Raw genomic sequence first — 21,617 nt, 5'->3', positions numbered from 1 at the left:
AGCGCGTGTGGTCGGCAAGGACGGCCGGCCCGGCATCCCTTACGACCACATGGCGCTGCGCGTGCGCACGGCGGTATCGCCGTGGCCCGGGGCTCTGCCGCTGAGCGCGACGCGGTGTCAGAGAAGTTCGAGGATCGTGGCGTTGGCCATGCCGCCCGCCTCGCACATCGCCTGCAGGCCGTAGCGGATGCCGTTGTCCCGCATGTGGTGGACGAGCGTCGTCATCAGGCGCGCACCCGAGCCGCCGAGCGGATGGCCGATCGCCATCGCGCCGCCATTGGGATTCATCAGGGCGTAGTCGGCGCCCGTCTCCCGCAGCCAGGCCAGGGTGACCGGGGCGAACGCCTCGTTGATCTCGAACGCGCCGATGTCGCCGATCGACAGGCCCGACCGCTTCAGCGCCCTGGCGGTCGCGGGGGCCGGGCCCAGGGCCATGGTGACCGGGTCGCAGCCCGCGAGGACGGCCGTGTGCACGCGCGCCATCGGGGTCCAGCCCCGCGCCTTCGCGATCTCGGGGGTGGTGATGAGCAGCGCGGCCGCGCCGTCGGAGATCTGCGAGGAATTGCCCGCGCTCACCACCCCGCCCTCCTTGAACGGCGTCTTCAGCGTCGCGAGCTTCTCCAGGGTCGAGCCCCGCCGGACTCCCTCGTCGGTGTCGAAGAGACGCTCGCCGCCGTCCTCGCCCGTGACCGTGACGGGCGCGATCTGCCCGGCGAAGCGGCCGCCGTCGACGGCCCGGGCAGCGCGCTCGTGCGAGTCCAGGGCGTGCTGGTCGAGCTCGGCGCGGGTGAAGCCGTACCGCTCGGCGATCAGCTCGGCTCCCACACCCTGGTCGAACTGCCCCTGCCCGTCCGGGAAGTAGCGGCGCATCACCAGGGGGCCGTACGCCTCGCCGGCCCCCGGCACACTCCGGGCCGCGCCCATCGGGACGCGGCTCATGGACTCCACGCCGCCCGCGACCGCGATGTCGTACTGGCCCGCGGTCACCAGTCCCGCGGCGAAGTGCACCGACTGCTGGGAGGAGCCGCAGGCGCGGGAGACGGAGACGCCGGGCACGGACTCGGGCCACCCTGCCGCGAGCGCCGCGAACCGGCCGACGACGCCTGCCTGCTCGCCGACCTGGGAGACGGTGCCCCAGACGACGTCGTCGACCGAGGCGGGATCGAGCCCGGTGCGCTCGGCGAGCGCCGTCAGGACGTGGGCCGACAGATCCACCGCATGGATGCCGGAGAGGGAACCGCCGCGCTTGCCGACGGGGGTGCGCACGGCGTCGACGATCACTGCGTCACGCATGAGCTGCTCCTGGGGGAGGGCTGAATGAGGGCTGAGGATGGGCGCTAAGTTATTTCACGCTAACTCACGTGTCTAGATGTTCTTGACGTCTCCATGCTCCTTGACAGCTGGGCTAGGGGGCGTAAAAGTGAAACTCGGCTAACCCGAGGTCAGGAGATGTGAACATGCCGCGCACGGTATTCGGCGAGGAGCACGAGGCGTTCCGAAAGGTGGTCAGGGAGTTCCTCGCCAAGGAAGCGGAACCGCACCTGGGGGAGTGGCTGGCGGCCAAGGCCGTCTCCCGCGACTTCTACCGCAGACTCGGGGAACTGGGGGTCCTCGGCATCGAGGTGCCCGAGGAGTACGGCGGCGGCGCACAGTCCGGCCACCACTTCGGCGCCGTGTTCGCCGAGGAGGTCGCCCGCGCCGGCGTGACCGTCGGCACGGCCATGACACACGCCAACATCATCCTGCCGTACCTGCTGCACTTCGGGACCGAGGAGCAGAAGCGGCGCTGGGTTCCCGGCTGCGTGTCGGGCGACATCATGCTGTCCATCGCGATGACCGAGCCGGGCACCGGATCGGACCTCGCCGGTATCCGTACGAAGGCCGAACTGTCCGAGGACGGGACGCACTTCATTCTCAACGGTGCCAAGACGTTCATCACCGGCGGCACCCAGTGCGACCTCGTTCTCGTCGTCTGCCGTACGTCGCCCGCACCCGTCGACAACCGGCGCAAGGGCCTGTCGATCCTCGTCGTCGACACCAGGAGCGAGGGCTTCGAGGTCGGCCGCAGCCTCGACAAGATCGGGCTGCACGCCTCCGACACGGCCGAGCTCTCCTTCACCGACGTCAAGGTGCCCGTGGAGAACCTGCTCGGCACCGAGGGTGAGGGCTTCTTCTGCCTGGGCCGCAACCTCGCCCGCGAGCGGCTCGTCATCGCCGTCCAGGCCGCCGCCGCGGCTGCCGCGGCCGTTGGCTTCGCCAGGGAGTACACCCGGGAGCGCGCGGTGTTCGGCAAGCCGGTGGCCGCCTTCCAGAACACCAAGTTCGTGCTCGCCGAGTGCGCCACCGAGGCCGAGACGGCGCGGCTGATGGCGTACGAGGCGCTGGAGCGCGACGCGCAGGGCGAGTTGAGCGCCGACTACGCCGCGATGGCCAAGCTGCACTGCACCGAGGTGGCTGGCCGTGTCATCGACAAGTGCCTCCAGTTGCACGGCGGTTACGGCTACATGCTGGAGTACCCGATCGCGCGCCTGTACGCCGACACCCGCGTCATGCGGATCTACGGCGGTACCAGCGAGGTCATGAAGACGATCATCGCCAAGTCGATCGGCCTCTGAGTCCGAACCCGCAGTACATCCCCCGCAATCAGGAAACAGGAAGCAGAACACAACCATGCAGATCAACGGAGTCTCCGCCGTCGTCACCGGCGGCGCGTCGGGCCTCGGCCTGGCCACCGCCACCCGCCTCGTCGAGCACGGCGCCCACGTCGTCCTCCTCGACCTGCCGACCTCCAACGGCGAGGCGGTGGCGAAGGATCTGGGCGAGCGTGCCCACTTCGTCGCCGGTGACGTCCGCAACGCCGACGACGCCGCACGCGCCGTGGCGACCGCCGCCGCGCAGGCGCCCCTGCGCATCACGGTCAACTGCGCCGGTCTCGGCAAGGGCGGCCGGACCGTCGGCCGCGACGGCACGCCGTACGCGCTGGAGGACTTCGAGTTCGTCGTCGGCGTCAACCTCATCGGCACCTTCAACGTGCTGCGCCTCGCGGCCGCCGAGATGGCGAGGACGGACGAGATCCACGGTGAGCGCGGCGTCATCATCAACACCGCGTCCGCCGCTGCCTTCGAGGGGCAGATCGGGCAGTGCGCCTACTCCGCCTCCAAGGGCGGCATCGTCGGCATGACCCTGCCGATCGCCCGCGACCTGGCCGCCGCCAAGGTCCGGGTGATGACCATCGCGCCCGGTCTGTTCTCCACGCCGCTGCTCAACAAGAAGCCCCAGAGCTTCCTCGACGCACTCGGCGCCCAGGTGCCGCACCCCTCGCGGCTCGGCGACCCCGGCGAGTTCGCCCACCTGGCCACGTCGATCATCGAGAACCCGATGCTCAACGGCGAGACGATCCGCCTCGACGGCGCGATCCGGATGGCTCCCAAGTAGACCGCCCCCACCCGTCCCGCCCCGTAGTCATCGGAGTCGACCATGCCCACAACCACTACCGTTCAGCGCGTCGCCATCGTCACCGGTGCGGCCCGCGGCATCGGCGCCGCGACCGCCGTACGCCTCGCCGCGGACGGGTTCGCCGTCGCCGTCCTCGACCTGGACGAGGCCGCGTGCGCCTCGACCGTAGCGACGATCGAGAAGGAGGGCGGCCGCGCCCTCGCCGTCGACTGCGACGTCTCGGACGCCGCGCAGGTCGAGGCCGCCGTCGCCCGCGTCGACACCGAACTCGGCGCCCCCACCGTCCTGGTGAACAACGCCGGGATCGTCCGCGACAACCTGGTCTTCAAGATGACCGACCGGGACTTCGACTCGGTCATCGGCGTCCACCTCCGGGGCGCCTTCCTGATGGCCCGAGCCGTGCAGCGTCACCAGACCGCCGCCGGCTGGGGCCGCACCGTGAACCTGTCCTCGTCCGCGGCCCTCGGCAACCGCGGCCAGGCCAACTACTCCTCGGCCAAGGCCGGCCTGCAGGGCCTCACCAAGACGCTGGCCATCGAGCTCGGCCCGTTCGGCGTCACGGTCAACTGCGTGGCACCCGGGTTCATCGCCACCGAGATGACCGCGGCCACCGCGCAGCGCATGGGCATCACCTTCGAGGAGTTCACCGACCGCTACGCGCAGAGCATCCCGGTGCGCAGGGGCGGACGGCCCGAGGACATCGCCCAGGCTGTCTCCTTCTTCGTGCGGGAGGAGGCCGGGTTCGTCAACGGCCAGATCCTGTACGTCGCCGGAGGCCCCAAGGGCTGACCCGACACGGCCCTGTACCCGGCCCCGCACCACCTCGCATCCTCTGCCGACGACGTTGGAGGGAAACCCGCATGGGACCCACGGGCCTGCATCTGCCCGACGCGATCCGCCTGCACGCCCGGGAGCGCGGCACGTCCGCCGCACTCGTCTGCGCGGACCGCACGATCCACTACGCCGACCTGCACACCCGCACCAACCGGCTCGCCCGCGCCCTGCTGGCCGCCGCCCCCGCCGGATCGCGGATCGGTTTCCTCGCCCGTACCCGCACCGAGGCGGGCGAGATCGTGACCGCCGCCGCCAAGGCGGGGCAGGTCACCGTCCCGCTGAACTGGCGCCTTACCGCCGCCGAGCTGACGGCCGTTGCCCAGGACGCCGAACTGCGGGTCCTGCTCGTCGAACCGGAGTTCAGGGCGGCGGCCGACACCGTGCGCGCGGCCCTGCCCGGCCTCCGCATCGTCGCCATCGGCCCGTCCGTCGACCCGGACGTACCGGCGTACGAGACCTGGCTCGCCACCCACCCGGACGACGACCCGGGGCGCGGCGGCGCCGACGACGCCGACGAGGTGTTCCTGCAGATCTACACCTCCGGCACGACCGGAGTGCCCAAGGGTGTGCTCCTCACCCACGCCAACTTCTTCGCCGACGCGAGCGAGTTGGCGGAGTATCTCTGGGACGCCGAGTCGGTCGCGCTCAACGCCCTGCCGATGTTCCACATCGGCGGACTCGGCTGGCTGCGCGTCGCGCTGACCGCCGGCGCGGCCAGCCTCATGCTCCCCGACTTCACCCCGGAGAGCGCGGCCGCGGCCATCGAGCGGGCGGGCGTCACCCACGCCTTCCTCGTCCCGTCCGTGCTCCACATGCTCACCGAGCTCCCGGACATCGACCGGCGTGACTTCTCCCGGCTGCGACTGATCACCTACGGCTCCGCGCCCGTCACACCGGCCCTGCTGCGCCGCTCCCTGCACGTCTTCGGCTGCCACTTCATGGGCAAGTACGGGCTGACCGAGGGCGGCGGCACCGTCACCCAGCTGCCGCCCGAGGACCACGCACCCGACGGGCCACGACAGCACCTGCTCACCTCCGTCGGGAAACCGCGCCGCGGCGTCGACGTCGTGATCGCCGACCTCACCAGCGGCCGCCCCGTGCCCGCCGGAACAGCGGGCGAGATCCGGATCCGCTCCCGCCACAACACGCCCGGCTACTGGAGACGACCCGCGGAGACGGCGGAACTGTACGACAGCGACGGCCTGTTGAGAACCGGTGACGGCGGGTACCTCGATGCCGACGGCTATCTGTACCTCACCGACCGGATCAAGGACATGATCGTCAGCGGGGGCGAGAACGTGTACCCGGCCGAGGTCGAGTCCGCGCTCGCCGAGCACCCGGCGGTGTCCGAGGCCGCGGTCGTCGGCCTCCCCGACGCGGTGTGGGGAGAGGCCGTCACCGCCTTCGTGGTCCTGCGCCCGGGAGCCGACCGCCCCACCGAGCAGGAGCTCGTCGACTTCACCCGGCCGCGGATCGCCTCGTACAAGAAACCCCGCCGGGTCGAGTTCGTCGACTCCCTGCCCCGCAACCCCAACGGCAAGGTCCTCAAGCGCGCCCTGCGCGCCGACTAGGGAGGGACGGTCATGGCCGATCTCGAATACACCGTCCGCGACACAATCGCGACCATCCTGCTCAACCGCCCCGCCCGCAAGAACGCCTTCACCATCGAGATGGTGCACGCCTGGGCGGACGCCCTGATCGAGGCCCAGCGTGACCCCGAGGTACGGGTGATCGTGATCACCGGGGCCGGGGGATCGTTCTGCTCGGGCGTCGACCTCTCCACCTTCAAGGGGGAGCAGCGGGCGCCGCTCGCCGAGAAGGAACTCCTGACGCGGAACGTGCACCGTGTCGCCCTCGCCCTGGAGGACGTCGACAAGCCGGTCATCGCCGCCGTCTCGGGACCCGCCGTCGGCGCCGGAATGGACATGGCGCTCCTGTGCGACCTGCGCTTCGGCGGCCGCTCCGCCCGCTTCTCCGAGGGGTACATCAAGGTCGGCCTGGTCCCCGGTGACGGAGGCTGCTGGCTGCTGCCGCGCGCCGTCGGCACCTCCACGGCCCTGCGGATGCTGTGGACCGGCGACTTCGTCGGCGCCGACGAAGCGCTGCGCATCGGCCTGGTCGACGAGGTCCACGAGGACGACGCCCTGCTGGACGCCACGTACGCCTACGCGCGGCGGCTCGCCGAGCGCCCGCCCGTCGCGATCCGCACCATCAAGCGCGCCGTCCGGCAGGGCGCCCGCCACGACCTGCGCACGGCGCTCGACCTCATCTCCTCGCACATGGCCGTCATCACCTCCACCGAGGACTCCGCGGAGGCGTTCGCCGCCTTCCAGGAGAAGCGCCCCGGCCACTACACCGGCAGCTGAGCCGCCCCGCCCGAAAGGCCGTCATGGACCACCCTTCACAAACCGCAGTGGAATCCTGTGCCGAACTAAGCCACCAGGTACGGCAGTTGACCGACGAGTGGCAGGCCGCCGGACGCTACACACCCCGCAGTGACTCCTGGCTGCGCTCCTTCGACCTGGAGTTCAGCAAGGAGCTGGCCGCCCGCGGCCTCATCGCGATGACCTACCCGAAGGAGTTCGGCGGCGCGGACCGTACCCACGTCGAACGGCTCGCCGTGACCGAGGAGTTGCTCCGCGCGGGCGCCCCCGTCGCGGCGCACTGGATCGGCGACCGGCAGATCGGCCCCGCCGTCCTGCGGCACGGCACACGGGAGCTCCAGGAGGAGATCGTGCCGCGCATCGCCTCCGGCGAAGCCGTCTTCTGCCTCGGGATGAGCGAGCCCGAGGCCGGCTCGGACCTCGCCTCCGTACGCACCTCGGCGCGGGCCGTCGACGGCGGCTGGCTGGTCGACGGCCACAAGATCTGGACCACGCAGGCCCATCACGCCACCCACGCCTACCTGCTGGCCCGCACCGCGCGCGGCGAACGCAAGCACGACGGGCTCACCGAATTCATCGTCGACATGGACGCCGACGGCGTGACGGTCACCCCGATCGTCGACCTCGCGGGCGAGCACCACTTCAACGAGGTGCGCTTCGAGAGCGTCTTCGTCCCCTCCTCCCGTGTGCTCGGCGACGTCGGGGGCGGCTGGAAGCAGGTGGTCGAGCAGCTGTCCTTCGAGCGGGGCGGCGCCGAGCGCGCCCTGTCCAGCTACCCCGTCCTCGTGGAGCTGCTCGCGGCGAGTGCGCGACACGCCGACGACCGGGAACTGCACGGAGTACTGGGCGAGTTGGTGGCCCGCCTCGCCGTCCTGCGCCGCCTGTGCTTCGAGGTCGCGCGCGCCATGGACGAGGGACTGGCCCCCGTCCAGCAGGCCGCCGCGCTGAAGTACCTCGGCAACGCCTTCGAGCGCGACGTCATCGAGGCACTGCGCCGCACCGACCTGTGCCGGGACCCCGCCTTCGACTCCGTCTTCGGGCAGGCCCTGCTCGCCTCTCCCGCGTTCGGCCTGCGCGGCGGCGCGGCCGAGGTCCTGCTCTCCCTCATCGCCCGACAGGAGGCCCACGCATGAGCGAGCACGCGGACGAACTGCGGAGTCTGGTGGACGGCCTGGCCGCCGCCGGCCCCACGGACCTGTGGGGCGGCCTGGTGGAGCTCGGCCTGCACCGGGTCGGCATCGACGAGGACCGGGGCGGCTCCGGCGGCTGCCTCGACGACCTGCTCGTGGTGGTCGAAGCGCTGGCCGGGCACGGCATCGGCGTCCCCCTCGTCGAGTCGTCCACCGCCGACTGGGTGCTCGCACACGGACAGCACCTGGGCGGCGAGCAGGCCACCATCGCCCTGCTCGACCGCGCGCCGGACGTGACGTCCGGAACGGTCACGGCGGAGCTGCACGCCGTTCCGTGGGCTCGCGACGCCTCCCGACTGGTGCTCTGCGCTCAGGAGACCGGGCCCCTGGTCGTCGACCGGCACCACCCTTCGGTGACCGTGACCCCAGGGGAGAACGTCGCCGGTGAACCCCGCGACACCGTCACCCTGACCGGCACACCGTTCGAGCACATCGGCACGGCGCCGGACCACGACACGATCCGCGAGCGGCTCGCCCTCCTGTGGTCGGCGGCGGTGCTCGGCGCGGCCCACGGCGCCTACCGGCTCACCAAGTCCTACGTCACCGAGCGCCACCAGTTCGGAGCCCCCCTGGTCAGGATTCCGGCCGTGTCCGGCAACCTGGCGCGCATGCGGGTGCGGCTCGTCCAGGCGGACGCCGCACTCGCCCTGGCCCGTGAGGCGGCGGCGCCGCTCGGCGCGGCCGTCGAGGTCGCCCGTGTCACCACCGCGGCCGCCGCCACCGAAATCGCCCAGCTGGCGCACCAGTTGCACGGCGCGATGGGTGTCACCGCGGAGTACCCGCTGCATCACCTCACGCGCAGGCTGTGGTCCTGGCGCGACGCCGTGGCCGGCGAACGGCACTGGGCCGAGAGCCTCGGACGTCGCGCCGCCGAAGCCGGCGAAACCGGTGTCTGGACCCGCATCACCGCCCCCACCTCTACCCCCACCCCCACCGCCTCGGACAGTGAGGACTGAACCCATGACCACCACCCCCGACCTCGACTGGGGCGACACCGGCGACCAGGCCGACGCCACCCGCGGCCTGGTCGACAAGCTGGAACCGTGCGTCGTACGCAACGCGCAGGGCCGCGTCGTCTGGGACAACGACCGCTGGGACTTCCTGCACAAGGACGAGTGCCCCGACACCGTCCACCCCAGCCTGTGGCGACAGAGCGGGCTCAACACCGCGCAGGGCCTCTTCGAGGTCGTCCCCGGCATCTACCAGGTACGCGGCCTGGACGTCTCCAACATGACGATCATCGAGGGCGACACCGGTGTGGTCGTCGTCGATCCCCTGATGTCCAAGGAGGTGGCCGCCGCGGGCCTGGCGCTGTACCGCCGCAACCGCGGCGACCGGCCCGTCCACGCCGTCGTCTACACCCACAGCCACGGCGACCACTTCGGCGGCGTCCTCGGCGTCACCACCACGGACGCCGTGGCGCACGGTGACTGCGCGGTCGTCGCACCCGCCGAGTTCATGGACCACGCCGTCAGCGAGAACATCTTCGCGGGCCCGGCCATGCTGCGCCGCGCCGTCTACATGTACGGCCGCTCCCTACCGACCGGACCCGAGGGACTGGTCGGCTTCGGGATCGCCCAGTCGCTCTCCACCGGCGCCGTCGGCCTGATCGCCCCCACCCAGGACATCACCGGGACCGGCCAGGAACTGGTCCTCGACGGCGTGCGGCTGCTCTTCCAGCTCACCCCGGACACCGAGGCCCCCGCCGAGCTGAACTTCTACCTCCCGGACCACCGCGTCCTGCTCATCGCGGAGAACGTCAACCACACCCTGCACAACCTCCTCACCCTGCGCGGCGCCCAGGTCCGCGACGCTCATGCGTGGGCCGCGTACATCACCGAGTCGATCCGGCTCTTCGAGGACGCCGACGTCCTGATCGGCTCGCACAACTGGCCGACCTGGGGCCGCGAGCGCGTGCTCCGCGTCCTCACCGAGCAGCGCGACGCCTACGCCTACCTCCACGACCAGACCGTCCGCCTGATGAACCGCGGCCTGACCGGGCCGGAGATCGCCGAAGAGATCCAGACCTTTCCCGGTGAGCTGGGCAAGGCGTGGAGCGTGCGCGGCTACTACGGCTCCATCAGCCACAACGTCAAGGCCGTCTACCAGCGCTACATGGGCTGGTACGACGGCAACCCCGCCCACCTGTGGCAGCACCCGCCGGTCGCGCAGGCGCAGCGGTACGTCGCCGCGATCGGCGGCGCCGACGCGACGGTGGCGAAGGCGCGCGAGGCGTACGAGGCGGGAGACCTGCGCTGGGCGGCCGAACTGCTCAACCACGTCCTGTTCGCCGAGCCGGACCACGACGGAGCGCGCACCCTGCAGATCGCCACGTACGAGAAGCTCGGCTTCGCCCAGGAGAACGGCACCTGGCGCAACATCTACCTCACCGGAGCCAAGGAGCTGCGTGAGGCCGGTCAGCCGATCGGCACGGTCGGCGCACCCGGAGCCGAGAGCGTCGACATGCTGGCCGCCCTGTCCACCGGCCAGATCTTCGCCTCGATGGCCGTACGCCTCGACGGTCCGCGCGCCGCCGCCCACCGGATGCTGCTGCGCTGGGAGTTCACCGACACCGACGAGGTGTGGACCCTCCTCGTCGGCAACGGGGTGCTCACCCCGATGCGGGGCGACGCCCCCGGCGGCGAGGCGCCACAGCTGACCCTGCGACTGGAGCGCACCACGCTCAACTCCGTGCTGGCCCAGCGCACGTCCTTCCCGGAGGCGATCGGCTCCGGAGCCGTCACGGCGGACGGTGACGTCACCGTGCTGGCCACCTTCTACGGCCTGCTGGAGAAGCCCACGCGCAACTTCCCGATCGTGCTGCCGTAGGGCGGGACACGCGAAGGGGCCGGGCGGAATCACTCCGCCCGGCCCCTTCGCGTATCCCGCCAGCTGAGCCTCAGGAACCGGTCGCCGCCCGCTTCCGCAGTTCCGTCTTGAGGATCTTCCCGGTGGCCGACAGCGGGAGTTCGTCCACGATCACCACCTCGCGGACGCGCTGATACGGGGCGACGCGTTCGGCGACGTACGTCATCAACTCCGCCGCCAGGGCGGTCGGTTCATCCGTGCCGGCCTCGGGCTTGACCGAGACGAAGGCCACCGGGATCTCGCCGTGCTCGGGATGCGGCCGGCCCACGATGGACGCCTGGGCGACCGCCGGGTGCTCGCGCAGGATGTTCTCCAGCGGCCCCGGGTACACGTTGTAGCCCTTGTAGATGAGCATGTCCTTCGCCCGGCCCACCAGCGACAGCCAGCCCTGCTCGTCGAGGGTGCCGAGGTCGCCGGTGCGCAGCCAGCCGTCGACGTACTGCTCGGCGGTGAGCTCCGGATGACCGAGGTAGCCGCCGGTGACCTGCGGACCGCGGACCCACACCTCACCCTTCTGCCCGGCGGGCATCGGCGTGACCGTGTCCAGATCGCGAATCTGGATCTCCGTGTCGAACAGGGCGAGCCCGGTGGTCCCCGCGGGGCGCGGGATCGACGGGTCGAGGGGACTGATCGCGACGCCGGTCGTGGCCTCGGTCAGCCCGTACCCGTCGACGATGAGGGCCCGCGGGAAGATCCCGGCGATCTCCGCCGCCGCGGCCGGGTTGATGGGCGCGGCCCCGGTGCTGACCACGCGGACACAGCTCAGGTCGCGCTCCCGGACGCCGGGTACGGCGAGGAGCGCGTGGCACAGGGCGGGGGAGCCCGCGACGATGTGGACGCGCTGTTCCTCGATCGTGTCCAGGTAACGCACGGGGTCGAAGCGGCCGAACACCGTGGCGGTCAGTCCCACGGCGACGTAGAGGCTCTGGCTGACCATGCCCATGCCGTGGAACAGCGGGGAGATGGAGATGCCCGCCGCCGCGCCGAGCGGGAGGTGGTGCTCCGTCCTCGCCGCGGTGACGTGGCGCAGCATGATGCGGCCCGCCTCGTCCGCGTACGGGAGGGAGGCGCTGCGCCAGCACGCCATCTGCAGGACGTTCATGATCAGGTTGCGGTGCAGGACGCGTACCGCTTTGGGGATGCCCGTCGTGCCGCCGGTGAACGCCAGGTGCGCGACCGCGTCGCCGGACAGCCGCGTCGCCGGGGCGGCCGGGGCCTTCAGCAGGTCGTCGAACGCCACCGTGGCGACCGGGAAGGCGACGTCCTGCCGGTCGGCGGCGGGGGCGGCGGCCGTCGGCGGCGTCACGCAGACGAAGCGGACGGCGGTGGAGCGGGAGGAGCCTGCGGAGTCGTCCAGGGACGCGGCGAGCGGCGCCGCCACCGCGGGGTGCGTGAAGACCGCGACCGCGCCGGAGTCGTCGAGCTGACGGCGCAGGGCGAGCGGCGGCTGCGTCGGATTGACCGGGACCACGGCCCCGCCGGCGAGGAGGATGCCGTAGTAGGCGACCGTGAACCAGACCGAGTTGGGCAGATGGACGCCGACGGCGTCGCCCGGCGCGATGCCCTTCTCACGCAGCCCCTGGGCGACGCGCAGAGCGCGCTCGTGCAGCTCGGCGAAGCCGAGGCGCACCTCACCGTCGATCAGGGCGGTCCGGTCGCCGTAGGCATGGGCGGAACCGGCGAGCAGGTCCGCGATGGTGCCGTCGGGATAGTCGAGCGTGCGGGGCAGCCCTGCGGGCCAGGCGGTGGTCATGCCAGAACTCCTTCGTCCAGTCATGCCCGAACGTTGCGTCGGGACTGTAGCTGTGGATCGCCCGGCGCCGTCGCAGCCGGGCCGTCGGCGGTCGGGCCGTCAGCGTCCGGTCCAGCGCGGCGGGCGCTTCTCGGTGAAGGCGCGCGCGCCCTCCTTGGCGTCGGCCGAGGCGAACACCGGGGCGCACGCGGCGGTGTTGCGGGTCCATGTCTCGTCGGCCGGCCAGCCGAAGGATTCGGTCACGATCTGCTTGGTCGCGCGGACGGCCAGCGGTCCGTTCACCGCGATCCGCCGGGCCAGCGCCAGCGCGCCGCCCAGCGCCCCGTCCGTCGCGGTCAGCTCGTTGACCATGCCCAGGTCGTGGGCCCGCGCGGCGTCGAGGAAGTCACCCGTCAGCGCGTACTGCATGGCGATGTTCGCGGGGATCTTCCGCGGCATGCGGACGAGGCCGCCACCGGCGGCGATCAGGCCGCGCTTGGTCTCCGGCAGGCCGAACCGGGCGCTCTCGGCGGCGACGATCAGGTCGCAGGCGAGAGCCAGTTCGGTGCCGCCGCCGAGCGCGTATCCCTCGACGGCGGCGATCAGCGGCTTGGCGGGCGGGGTCTCCGTGACGCCGCAGAAGCCGCGCCCGGGGATGCCCGAACGCTCCCCGGCGGCGAGCGCCTTGAGGTCGGCGCCCGCACAGAACGTGCCGCCCGCGCCGGTGACGACACCGACGACGAGGTCGTCCCGGGCGTCGAGCTCGTCGACGGCCGCGGCGACCGCCTCCGCGACGGCACGGTTGACGGCGTTGCGCGCCTCGGGACGGTTGATCGTGATGACGGCGACGCCGTCGTCGAACGAGGTGAGGACGAGATCGGACATGGTGGTTCCTTACGGGGAGGGGCAACGTGCAAGGGCGATAAGGGGAGGTCAGGTGTGGTGGTGCCGGGCCGGGCGCACCACCGTCTCCTGGACGACGTGGGCGATGAGCCGGCCGTCGGTGCTCCACACGTCGGCGAAGGCGAGCCCGCGACCGTCGCCCGCGGTGGGGCTGCGCTGGGCGAACAGCAGCCATGCGTCGGCGCGGAACGGCCGGTGGTACCAGACCGCGTGGTCGAGGGAGGTCAGGAAGACCGAGGCCGGTGCGTCCCGCAGCATCCGTGGCCGGTCCGTCGACAGGGCGACGGCCGGGGCGAGGAACAGGTCCGAGGCGTACGCGAGCGCGCAGGCGTGCAGCAACGGATCGTCGGACAGCCGCTCGCGCGAGCGGATCCAGAGCTTCTGCTCCGTCGTGCCGGGCACGGGCTCGGCGGGTCCGGGGACGTACCGCATCTCCAGTACGCGACGGAACTCGGCCTGCGCGTAGTCGTCCGGATTGGTGCGCTCCCAGATCTCGTACAGGTCGGGGAGCTCGTCGGGACCGGGAGCCCTCGGCATCACGGGCTGCCGGTCAGCGGCGGGTTCGGGCTTCTTGAAGGAGGCGGACAGGGTGAAGACGATCGCGCCGTCCTGGGCCGCGGTGACCCGGCGCGACAGGTACGAGGAGCCGTCCCTGACCCGCTCCACGCGGTAGTCGAGCGGACGGGCCGTGTCGCCGGGGCGCAGGAAGTACCCGTGAAGGGAATGCACGGCCCGGCCGCCCGGCACCGTGCGGCCCGCCGCCGTGAGGGCCTGCGCGGCGACCTGCCCGCCGAAGGCCCGCAGCGGGATGCCGTCGTGGCACCACCCGCGGAACAGGTCCTCGTCCAGTCGCTCCAGACCGAGGAACCCGCCGAAATCCTGGTGCGGCCCGATCAGCGGCTTCGCGTTCGACATCGTTCGGGCTCAGAGGAGTTCGAGGATCGTGGCGTTGGCCATGCCGCCGCCCTCGCACATGGACTGCAGCCCGTAGCGGATGCCGTTGTCGTGCATGTGGTGGACGAGCGTGGTCATCAGACGGGCTCCGGAGCCGCCGATGGGATGGCCGATGGCCATCGCGCCGCCGAGCGGATTCATCCGCGCGTAGTCGGCGCCGGTCTCGCGCAGCCAGGCCAGGGTGACGGAGGCGAACGCCTCGTTGATCTCGTACGCGCCGATGTCGTCCAGGGCGAGCCCGGCCTTCTTCAGCGCCTTGGCGGTCGCCGGGATCGGGCCCTTGAGCATGGTGACGGGATCGGTGCCGGTCACGACGGCGGTGTGCACGCGGGCCATCGGGGTCCAGCCCTGCGCCCGGGCGAACTCGCTGGTGGTGACCAGGAGGGCGGCACTCCCGTCGGAGACCTGCGAGGCGTTGCCCGCGGTGATGGCGCCGTCCTCGCGGAAGGCCGGCCTCAGCGCTGCCAGGGTCTCGGGGGTGGAGCCGCGGCGCACGCCCTCGTCGGTGTCGAAGACGCGGGCGGTGCCGTCGGCGGCGGTGAGCGTGAGCGGGGCGATCTGGTTCTTGAAGCGTCCCTCGTCGATGGCGCGGGCGGCCCGCTCATGGGAGTCCAGCCCGTGCCGGTCCATCTCGGCGCGCGTGATGCCGTACTCGTCGGCGATCAGCTGCGCGCCCGTGCCCTGGTGGAAGCGGACACCGTCGTAGCGGGCGAAGACGTCCGGGCCGAACGGCTCCCCGAAGCTGCCGTCGCCGCGCGTGGTGCCCAGCGGCAGCCGGCTCATGATCTCCACACCACCGGCCACGGCCACGTCGTACTGCCCGGAGACGACACCGGCCGCCGCCTGGTGGACGGCCTGTTGCGACGAGCCGCACTGCCGGTCGACGGTGAGCCCCGGCACGGACTCGGGCCAGCCGGCCGCCAGCACGGCGGCCCGCCCGACACAGCCCGCCTGCATGCCGACCGCCGAGGCGCAGCCCCAGATCACGTCGTCGACGAGCACCGGATCGAGGTGGTTGCGCTCGGCCAGCTCCTTGAGGACATGGGCGGAGAGCGAGGCGGAGTGCAGCGCGGCGAGCGAGCCGCCGCGCTTGCCGACCGGGGTGCGTACGGCGTCGACGATCACTGCGTCGCGCATGGGGTCCTCCTGGGGAAAGGGGAGTGGGGGCGGCGGGCTCAGAGCCCGAGGTCCTTGGCGATGATCGTCTTCATGACCTCGCTGGTCCCGGCGTAGATCCGGTTGACGCGGGTGTCCGCGTAGAGGCGGGCGATCGGGGACTCGCGGAGGTAGCCGTGTTCGCCGTGCAGCTGAAGGCACTTGTCGATGACGCGGCCGGCGGTCTCGGTGCAGAATAGCTTGGCGCGGGCGGCGTCCGCGGGCGTCAGTCCGCCCGCCGCGTGCGCCAGCAGTGCGCGGTCGACGAGGCACTGCGCCGCCTCGACCTCGGCGGCGCACTCGGCGAGCACGAACTTGGTGTTCTGGAACGCGGCCACCGGCGTACCGGAGACCTCGCGCTCCCGTACGTACTCCCGGGTGAGGCCCATCGCGCCCGCCGCGTTGGCGTACGCGCCGACGGCGGCGCCGAGTCGCTCCACCACCAGGTTGTGGGTGAGGTAGGAGAAGGCCGCGCCTTCCTCGCCGAGGAGGTTCTCCACGGGGACGCGGACATCGGCGAAGGACAGCTCGGCGGTGTCCTGCGCGCGCAGGCCGATCTTGTCCAGCTTGCGGCCGACCGCGAAACCCTCGGAGTCCGTCTTCACGCACAGGATCGACAGACCGGCCCGCCGGTCGTCGGGGTCGTACGGCGTCGTGCGGCACACGACGAGGACCAGGTTCGCCCGCGCGCCTCCGGTGATGAACGTCTTGGCGCCGCTCAGGACGTAGTGCGTGCCGTCGTCGGACAGCCGCGCACGGGTCGCGATGCCCGCCAGGTCCGAGCCGGTGCCCGGCTCGGTCATGGCGATGGCGGTCATGATTTCACCGGAGAGGAACCCGGGCAGCCAGCGCCGCTTCTGGTCCTCGCTGCCGAACTCCAGCAGGTAGGGCAGCACGAGGCAGGTGTGCACGGACTCCGCGCCGAGGACGACGCCCGCCCGTCCGCACTCCTCGCGCAGCACGGTCAGGTACGTGAGGTCGGTGACGCCCGCGCCGCCGAACTCCTCCGGCACGTTGAAGCCGAACACGCCCAGGGCGCCGAGTTTGCGGTAGAGGTCGCGCGGGACGTGGCCCTGCCGCTCCCAGTCCGCGTAATGAGGGACGACCTCCTCGGCGACGAACGCCCGGATCGTCGCACGGAAAGCCTCATGGTCCTTGGTGAACACGGTGCGGCGCACGGTCACGGTTCCTTCCTGGCCTGCTCGACAGGCATCGCCGGACGACGCATAAGTTAATTCGCCATAACCTTCCTGTCCAGGGTTTGGCCTTCATATTCCCAGTCAGGGGGCGGGTGTGAGTGGATTGCGTGAGCTGACGCTTGCCAAGGAGGCGAATCGGGCGCACTCTTCCTCCGTGACCGAGATCCTGGAACACCACGCGCTCTTCATCGGCGGCCGCTGGGCCGAGCCCGCAGGACCCGACACCATCGAGGTCGTCTCGCCGGTGACCGAACAGGTCGTGGGACGCGTCCCACGCGCGACTCCGGCCGACGTGGACCGAGCGGTCGCCGCCGCCCGCGACGCGTTCGACCACGGACCCTGGCCGCGCATGACACTCGCCGAACGCGTCGGGATCGTCGGTCGCATCAAGGACGCGCTCGCCGCCCGCCACCGTGAACTCGCCGAACTGGTCAGCCTGCAGAACGGCTCGCCGATGCTGTTCGCCGTGCGCGGCCAAGCGCTGTCCGCGGTCGGCGTCTTCGCCTCGGCGCTGGCGGCGGCCGCCGGCTTCCAGGAGGAGGACGAGCGCCAGGGCACCGGCGGCCCGGTCCTCGTACGCCGCGAGCCCGTCGGTGTGGTCGCCGCCGTCACTCCGTGGAACGTGCCCCAGCTGACCATCGCCGGAAAGCTCGCCCCGGCGCTGCTCGCGGGCTGCACGGTCGTCCTCAAGCCGTCGCCCGAGACACCGCTCGACGCGAACTGGCTGGCGCAGGTGTGCGCGGAGGCCGGGCTTCCCGAGGGCGTCCTGAGCGTGCTGCCCGCCGACCGCGAGACCAGTGCCCACCTGGTGGCGCACCCCGGCATCGACAAGGTCGCGTTCACCGGCTCCGTCGCGGCGGGCAAGGCGATCATGGCGGCCGCCGCCCGGAACCTCACCCGGGTGTCCCTGGAACTGGGCGGCAAGTCCGCCGCGATCGTCCTCGACGACGCGGACCTGTCCGTCGCGGTCCCGGCGATCGTCGGCGGGACCTGCGCCGCCAACAGCGGCCAGGCGTGCGTCGCCCTCACCCGCGTCCTCGTCCCCGCCTCCCGCTACGACGAGGTGGCGGCGGCCCTGACGGCCGCGTTCGCCGCGCTCACCGTCGGCGACCCGGCGGACCCGGCCACCGTCGTCGGCCCGATGGTGACCCGGGCGCAGCAGCAGCGGAACCTCGACTACATCCGCATCGGCCAGGAGGAAGGCGCGAAGGTTCTGGTCGGCGGTGGTGTCCCCGAGGGCCTGGACACCGGCTGGTACGTCGAGCCGACCCTCTTCGGCGACGTCACCAACGACATGCGGATCGCCCGCGAGGAGATCTTCGGCCCGGTCGTCTGCCTCATCCGCTACGAGACCGAGGCCGAAGCCGTCGACCTGGCCAACGACTCCGATTTCGGCCTGTCCGGCGCCGTGTTCGGCACCGACATCGAGCGCGCCACCGAGGTCGCCCGCCGGATCCGCACCGGCACCCTCACCGTCAACGGCTTCCGCCTCGACCTCGCCGCGCCCTTCGGCGGCTACAAGAACTCCGGTATCGGCCGCGAGTTCGGCCCCGAGGGGCTGGCCACCTACTTCGAGTACAAGACCGTCAACCTGCCCGCCCCGGCCGTGTCCTGACCTCTCCAATCACCAATCCCCGTACCGCACAAGGAGTTTCGCGCATGCACGCAGCAGTCCTGCACCGGACCGGCGACACGACACTGGACGTCGTCGACGCCGAGACGGTCTCCTTCGGCCCGGGCCGGGTCCGCGTCAAGATGCACAGGGCCGGCCTGTGCCACTCCGACGTGTCGGCCATGAGCGGCGTACTCACCCACCCCGCCCCCTTCGTCCCGGGGCACGAGGGCGCCGGTGAGGTCGTCGAGGTCGGTGAGGGCGTGACCCACGTCAAGCCCGGCGACCGCGTCATCGTCTGCTGGATGCCGCCCTGCGACACGTGCGCCTCGTGCAAGAAGGGCGAGGGCCACCTGTGCCGCAGCGGCTACCGCAACCTCGGCACCCCCAACTTCTCCACGGCGGCGGGCGGTACGGACGAGGAGATCGTGCCCGGCATGCTCGGCGCCGGGACCTTCGCCGAGGAGACGGTGATCGCGGCGTACGCGGCCATCCCCATCCCCGACGACGTTCCGTACGACATCGCCGCCCTGATCGGCTGCGGCGTGACCACCGGCATCGGCGCGGCGCTCAACACCGCGCGGGTGAAGCCGGGTTCGTCGGTCGTCGTGATCGGCCTCGGCGGTGTGGGGATCAGCATCCTGCAAGGTGCCAAGGTCGCGGGCGCGGCACGGATCATCGCCGTGGACCCGACACCGAACCGCCGCGAGTGGGCCCTGAAGTTCGGCGCCACCGAGGCCGTCGCGCCGGAGGACCTCGCGGAGACCGTGAAGCGACTGACCGGAGGGTTCGGCGTCGACTACGCCTTCGAGGCCGTCGGCAAGACGGGCACCCTGCGGGCCGCGTACGACGCGACGCGCCTCGGCGGCACGGTCTGCCTGGTCGGCGCAGGATCCCGCACCGACCTGCCGGACATCAGCATGGCGGAGCTGGTCATGAGCGAGAAGGCGATCCTGCCCTCGTTCTACGGAGGCGACGACATCCGCCGCACCTACGCCACGATCATCGACCTGTGGCGCGCGGGCCGCATCGACCTCGACTCGATGATCACCCACCACGTCCCGCTCACCGACATCAACGAGGCGATCCGCCAGATGCACACCGGCGAGGCGCTGCGCACCGTCATCGACATCGTGGGATGACGGCTCGTCCGAGGATGCCGGAGCGGGGAGCCGTGCGGTCGAACGCGACCGCACGGCTCCCGCCGGCCGACGCCCGACGTTCACCCGAACGGTCCACCTGCCTCGCGGCCCACAGGGCCCGAGGGGAGCGTGGCGGTGAGTCGAGCAGGCCCACGGCCTCCGGCGCCCGGACGGGGCGCGGCTGCGGTGGGCGGGAGGGTCGTCATGACCTACACACCCAAGGGCGCGACGCCCGCCACCGTCGACGCGAACCGCGCGGCCGTCGCCCGGTACGCCATGGACGACCGGCAGGACTTCGACGACAACGACCGCGGATACATCGCCCCGTTCCCCGACAAGCTGTACGCCGCCGACGGCCGCGTCATCTTCGACGCGAGCCGGTTCGACCACATCGACGACGACGCCCCGGCGCCGGACACCGTCAACCCGAGCCTGTGGCGCCAGTCCCAGCTGATCCGCAAAGGCGGGCTCTACAAGGTCGTCGACGGCGTCTACCAGGTCCGCAACAACGACATCGCCAACCTCACCGTGGTGGAGGGCGACACCGGACTCGTCGTCGTCGACTGCATGGCCTCCGTCGAGGCCGCCACGCAGGGCATGGCCATGATCCGCGAGCACGTCAGTGACAAACCCGTCGCTGCCGTCATCTACACGCACACCCACATCGACCACTACGGCGGCGTCAAGGGTGTGGTCAGCGCCGAGGACGTCGCGTCGGGCAGGGTGCCCATCATCGCGCCGGGCACGATCGCCTCCTTCGACAAGCACGCCATCGGCGAGAACGTGATCGCGGGCAACGCGATGTCCCGCCGTGCCTCGTACGCCTTCAACAGCCTGCTCGACTACTCCGACACGGGCTGCGTGACCTGCGGCATCGGCATCACGACCGTGCCGGGCGTCACGGTCTCGTACATCTCGCCCACGGATCCGATCACCGAGACCGGAACCAGGCGCGACCTGGGCGGCCTCGAATTCGAGTTCCTCTACGCCCCGGACACCGAGGCGCCGGAGGAGATGCACATCTGGATCCCGCAACTGGCCGCGCTGACCTGCGCCGAGAACGCCAACCACTCCCTGCACAACATCCAGACGCTGCGCGGCGCCCGCACCCGCGACGCCCGCAACTTCGCCCGCTACCTCGACGAGACGCTGGAGCGGTGGGGCGACGAGGTCCAGGTGCACTACGGCCCGCACACCTGGCCGGTCTGGGAGAACGAGGCGGTCACCTCGTTCCTGGCGTCGCAGCGGGACACGTACAAGTACATCCACGACCAGGCCCTGCGGCTCGCCAACAAGGGGTACACACCGTTGGAGGCGGCCGAAGTCATCGGGCTGCCCGAGGAGTTGGGCCGCAAGTGGTTCAACCGCGGCTACCACGGCACGCTCCACCACGACGTCCGCGCGGTGTTCACCAAGGAACTCGGCATGTGGGACGGCGACCCCGTCTCCCTCCACCCCCACCCGCCGACCGAGTCGGCCCGGCGCTTCGTCGACCTGATCGGCGCGGACCAGGTCATGGCCGAGGGCAAGCGGGCCTTCGACGCGGGCGACTACCGCTGGGCGGCCCAGATCCTGCACACCCTCGTCTTCGCGCAGCCGGACCACCAGGCGGCGCGCGATCTACAGGCCGACGCCTACGAGCAGATGGGCTACCAGGCCGAGGGACCGCAGTGGCGCGGCATCTTCCTCACCGCGGCCAAGGAACTGCGCGAGGGCGTCCAGCCCGCCACGTTCGCCACGGCGAGCCCGGACACCATCCTCGCCATGCCCATCGACATCCTCTTCGACTACGCCGCCGTCCACCTGATCGGCGACAAGGCCGCGCAGGCCGACCTGCGGATCGACTTCCGCTTCACGGACACCGGCGAGACGGACGGCGACGAGACCTGGACCATGTGGGTCGCGCGCGGGGTTCTCAACGCCCGCCGCGGCGCCTCCTCTGACACGCGACTGACCGTCACGGGCCCCAAGGCGGCGCTGGTGGGTGTTCTGCTGAACCCGGCGAGTGCGGCCCCGCTCGCCGAGGCCGGAAAGCTGCGGCTCGACGGTGACGACACCATCCTTTTGGCGCTGGCCGGACTCCTCGACACGTTCGACCCCGACTTCGACATCGTGACGCCCTGATCGGTGCGGACCGGCCAAGACGGCGGTGGCGCCCGGGCTTCAGGCCCCGGACGCCACCGCCGGC

17 protein-coding genes are annotated in these 21,617 nt (G+C 71.5%); 11 read left to right on the top strand and 6 right to left on the bottom strand.

Annotated elements, in window-relative coordinates; translation table 11 throughout:
• Nucleotides 1-117: 117 nt before the first annotated feature.
• Nucleotides 118-1,293 (bottom strand): thiolase family protein, encoded by a 1,176-nt coding sequence (locus ABT127_RS31335; protein ID WP_351457363.1) that lies wholly within the window; start codon nt 1,291-1,293, stop codon nt 118-120.
• Nucleotides 1,294-1,457: 164 nt separating this feature from the next.
• Between ABT127_RS31335 and ABT127_RS31330 the strand changes: the two genes are divergently transcribed.
• The 8 genes from ABT127_RS31330 (at nt 1,458) to ABT127_RS31295 (ending at nt 10,693) form a co-directional block, all read left to right on the top strand.
• Nucleotides 1,458-2,615, top strand: coding sequence for an acyl-CoA dehydrogenase family protein (locus ABT127_RS31330; RefSeq protein ID WP_351457360.1), 1,158 nt, complete (start codon nt 1,458-1,460; stop codon nt 2,613-2,615).
• Between the two features lie 55 nt (nt 2,616-2,670).
• Entirely contained in the window at nt 2,671-3,435 is a 765-nt protein-coding gene (locus ABT127_RS31325) for an SDR family NAD(P)-dependent oxidoreductase (RefSeq protein WP_351457357.1), read from the top strand.
• Nucleotides 3,436-3,477: 42 nt separating this feature from the next.
• The gene (locus ABT127_RS31320; RefSeq protein WP_351457354.1) at nt 3,478-4,245 is read left to right on the top strand and encodes an SDR family oxidoreductase; all 768 of its coding nucleotides are present in this window, start codon (nt 3,478-3,480) and stop codon (nt 4,243-4,245) included.
• A 71-nt stretch (nt 4,246-4,316) separates the two neighbouring features.
• Nucleotides 4,317-5,861, top strand: coding sequence for an AMP-binding protein (locus tag ABT127_RS31315; protein ID WP_351457351.1), 1,545 nt, complete (start codon nt 4,317-4,319; stop codon nt 5,859-5,861).
• A 12-nt stretch (nt 5,862-5,873) separates the two neighbouring features.
• Nucleotides 5,874-6,656, top strand: coding sequence for an enoyl-CoA hydratase/isomerase family protein (locus ABT127_RS31310; protein ID WP_351457348.1), 783 nt, complete (start codon nt 5,874-5,876; stop codon nt 6,654-6,656).
• Between the two features lie 86 nt (nt 6,657-6,742).
• Nucleotides 6,743-7,807: an acyl-CoA dehydrogenase family protein gene (locus ABT127_RS31305; protein ID WP_351457346.1), complete on the top strand. Its 1,065-nt coding sequence runs from the start codon at nt 6,743-6,745 to the stop codon at nt 7,805-7,807.
• Nucleotides 7,804-8,820, top strand: a complete 1,017-nt coding sequence (locus ABT127_RS31300; RefSeq protein WP_351457343.1) for an acyl-CoA dehydrogenase family protein — start codon at nt 7,804-7,806, stop codon at nt 8,818-8,820. Before ABT127_RS31305 ends, ABT127_RS31300 begins: the two co-directional genes overlap by 4 nt.
• 4 nt (nt 8,821-8,824) lie before the next feature.
• Entirely contained in the window at nt 8,825-10,693 is a 1,869-nt protein-coding gene (locus tag ABT127_RS31295; RefSeq protein WP_351457340.1) for an alkyl/aryl-sulfatase, read from the top strand.
• Between the two features lie 70 nt (nt 10,694-10,763).
• Here ABT127_RS31295 and ABT127_RS31290 read toward each other — a convergent pair whose 3' ends face one another.
• The 5 genes from ABT127_RS31290 to ABT127_RS31270 all read right to left on the bottom strand — a co-directional run bounded on the left by ABT127_RS31290 (nt 10,764) and on the right by ABT127_RS31270 (nt 16,654).
• Nucleotides 10,764-12,485 (bottom strand): AMP-binding protein, encoded by a 1,722-nt coding sequence (locus ABT127_RS31290; protein ID WP_351457337.1) that lies wholly within the window; start codon nt 12,483-12,485, stop codon nt 10,764-10,766.
• Nucleotides 12,486-12,584: 99 nt separating this feature from the next.
• Nucleotides 12,585-13,349, bottom strand: coding sequence for a crotonase/enoyl-CoA hydratase family protein (locus tag ABT127_RS31285; protein WP_351457334.1), 765 nt, complete (start codon nt 13,347-13,349; stop codon nt 12,585-12,587).
• 48 nt (nt 13,350-13,397) lie between these two features.
• Nucleotides 13,398-14,282: an acyl-CoA thioesterase gene (locus ABT127_RS31280; RefSeq protein ID WP_351457332.1), complete on the bottom strand. Its 885-nt coding sequence runs from the start codon at nt 14,280-14,282 to the stop codon at nt 13,398-13,400.
• A 9-nt stretch (nt 14,283-14,291) separates the two neighbouring features.
• The gene (locus ABT127_RS31275; protein ID WP_351457329.1) at nt 14,292-15,458 is read right to left on the bottom strand and encodes a thiolase family protein; all 1,167 of its coding nucleotides are present in this window, start codon (nt 15,456-15,458) and stop codon (nt 14,292-14,294) included.
• Nucleotides 15,459-15,496: 38 nt separating this feature from the next.
• Nucleotides 15,497-16,654, bottom strand: a complete 1,158-nt coding sequence (locus ABT127_RS31270; RefSeq protein WP_351457326.1) for an acyl-CoA dehydrogenase family protein — start codon at nt 16,652-16,654, stop codon at nt 15,497-15,499.
• Nucleotides 16,655-16,829: 175 nt separating this feature from the next.
• On the opposite strand from ABT127_RS31270, the gene ABT127_RS31265 reads away from it, so the two are divergent.
• The 3 genes from ABT127_RS31265 (at nt 16,830) to ABT127_RS31255 (ending at nt 21,553) form a co-directional block, all read left to right on the top strand.
• On the top strand, nt 16,830-18,290 hold the full coding sequence (locus ABT127_RS31265; RefSeq protein ID WP_351457323.1) for an aldehyde dehydrogenase: 1,461 nt from the start codon (nt 16,830-16,832) through the stop codon (nt 18,288-18,290).
• A gap of 44 nt (nt 18,291-18,334) precedes the next feature.
• On the top strand, nt 18,335-19,429 hold the full coding sequence (locus tag ABT127_RS31260; protein WP_351457320.1) for a zinc-binding dehydrogenase: 1,095 nt from the start codon (nt 18,335-18,337) through the stop codon (nt 19,427-19,429).
• Between the two features lie 204 nt (nt 19,430-19,633).
• Nucleotides 19,634-21,553, top strand: a complete 1,920-nt coding sequence (locus tag ABT127_RS31255) for an alkyl/aryl-sulfatase (RefSeq protein ID WP_351457318.1) — start codon at nt 19,634-19,636, stop codon at nt 21,551-21,553.
• The last annotated feature ends 64 nt before the right edge of the window (nt 21,554-21,617 follow it).

It is taken from the genome of Streptomyces sp. NPDC001904 (assembly GCF_040297005.1).
Taxonomy (GTDB): domain Bacteria; phylum Actinomycetota; class Actinomycetes; order Streptomycetales; family Streptomycetaceae; genus Streptomyces.
Note: the sequence above shows the minus strand (reverse complement) of the source record. Positions and strands in the feature narration are given on the sequence as shown.

What these genes read in the sequence shown, in the direction of transcription:
- ABT127_RS31320 (WP_351457354.1), top strand. Translation starts at nt 3,478, where the DNA reads ATGCCCACAACCACTACCGTTCAGCGCGTCGCCATCGTCACCGGTGCG.
- ABT127_RS31255 (WP_351457318.1), top strand. Translation starts at nt 19,634, where the DNA reads ATGACCTACACACCCAAGGGCGCGACGCCCGCCACCGTCGACGCGAAC.
- ABT127_RS31275 (WP_351457329.1), bottom strand. Translation starts at nt 15,458, where the DNA reads ATGCGCGACGCAGTGATCGTCGACGCCGTACGCACCCCGGTCGGCAAG.
- ABT127_RS31280 (WP_351457332.1), bottom strand. Translation starts at nt 14,282, where the DNA reads ATGTCGAACGCGAAGCCGCTGATCGGGCCGCACCAGGATTTCGGCGGG.
- ABT127_RS31330 (WP_351457360.1), top strand. Translation starts at nt 1,458, where the DNA reads ATGCCGCGCACGGTATTCGGCGAGGAGCACGAGGCGTTCCGAAAGGTG.
- ABT127_RS31260 (WP_351457320.1), top strand. Translation starts at nt 18,335, where the DNA reads ATGCACGCAGCAGTCCTGCACCGGACCGGCGACACGACACTGGACGTC.
- ABT127_RS31335 (WP_351457363.1), bottom strand. Translation starts at nt 1,293, where the DNA reads ATGCGTGACGCAGTGATCGTCGACGCCGTGCGCACCCCCGTCGGCAAG.
- ABT127_RS31315 (WP_351457351.1), top strand. Translation starts at nt 4,317, where the DNA reads ATGGGACCCACGGGCCTGCATCTGCCCGACGCGATCCGCCTGCACGCC.
- ABT127_RS31310 (WP_351457348.1), top strand. Translation starts at nt 5,874, where the DNA reads ATGGCCGATCTCGAATACACCGTCCGCGACACAATCGCGACCATCCTG.
- ABT127_RS31290 (WP_351457337.1), bottom strand. Translation starts at nt 12,485, where the DNA reads ATGACCACCGCCTGGCCCGCAGGGCTGCCCCGCACGCTCGACTATCCC.
- ABT127_RS31325 (WP_351457357.1), top strand. Translation starts at nt 2,671, where the DNA reads ATGCAGATCAACGGAGTCTCCGCCGTCGTCACCGGCGGCGCGTCGGGC.
- ABT127_RS31300 (WP_351457343.1), top strand. Translation starts at nt 7,804, where the DNA reads ATGAGCGAGCACGCGGACGAACTGCGGAGTCTGGTGGACGGCCTGGCC.
- ABT127_RS31285 (WP_351457334.1), bottom strand. Translation starts at nt 13,349, where the DNA reads ATGTCCGATCTCGTCCTCACCTCGTTCGACGACGGCGTCGCCGTCATC.
- ABT127_RS31295 (WP_351457340.1), top strand. Translation starts at nt 8,825, where the DNA reads ATGACCACCACCCCCGACCTCGACTGGGGCGACACCGGCGACCAGGCC.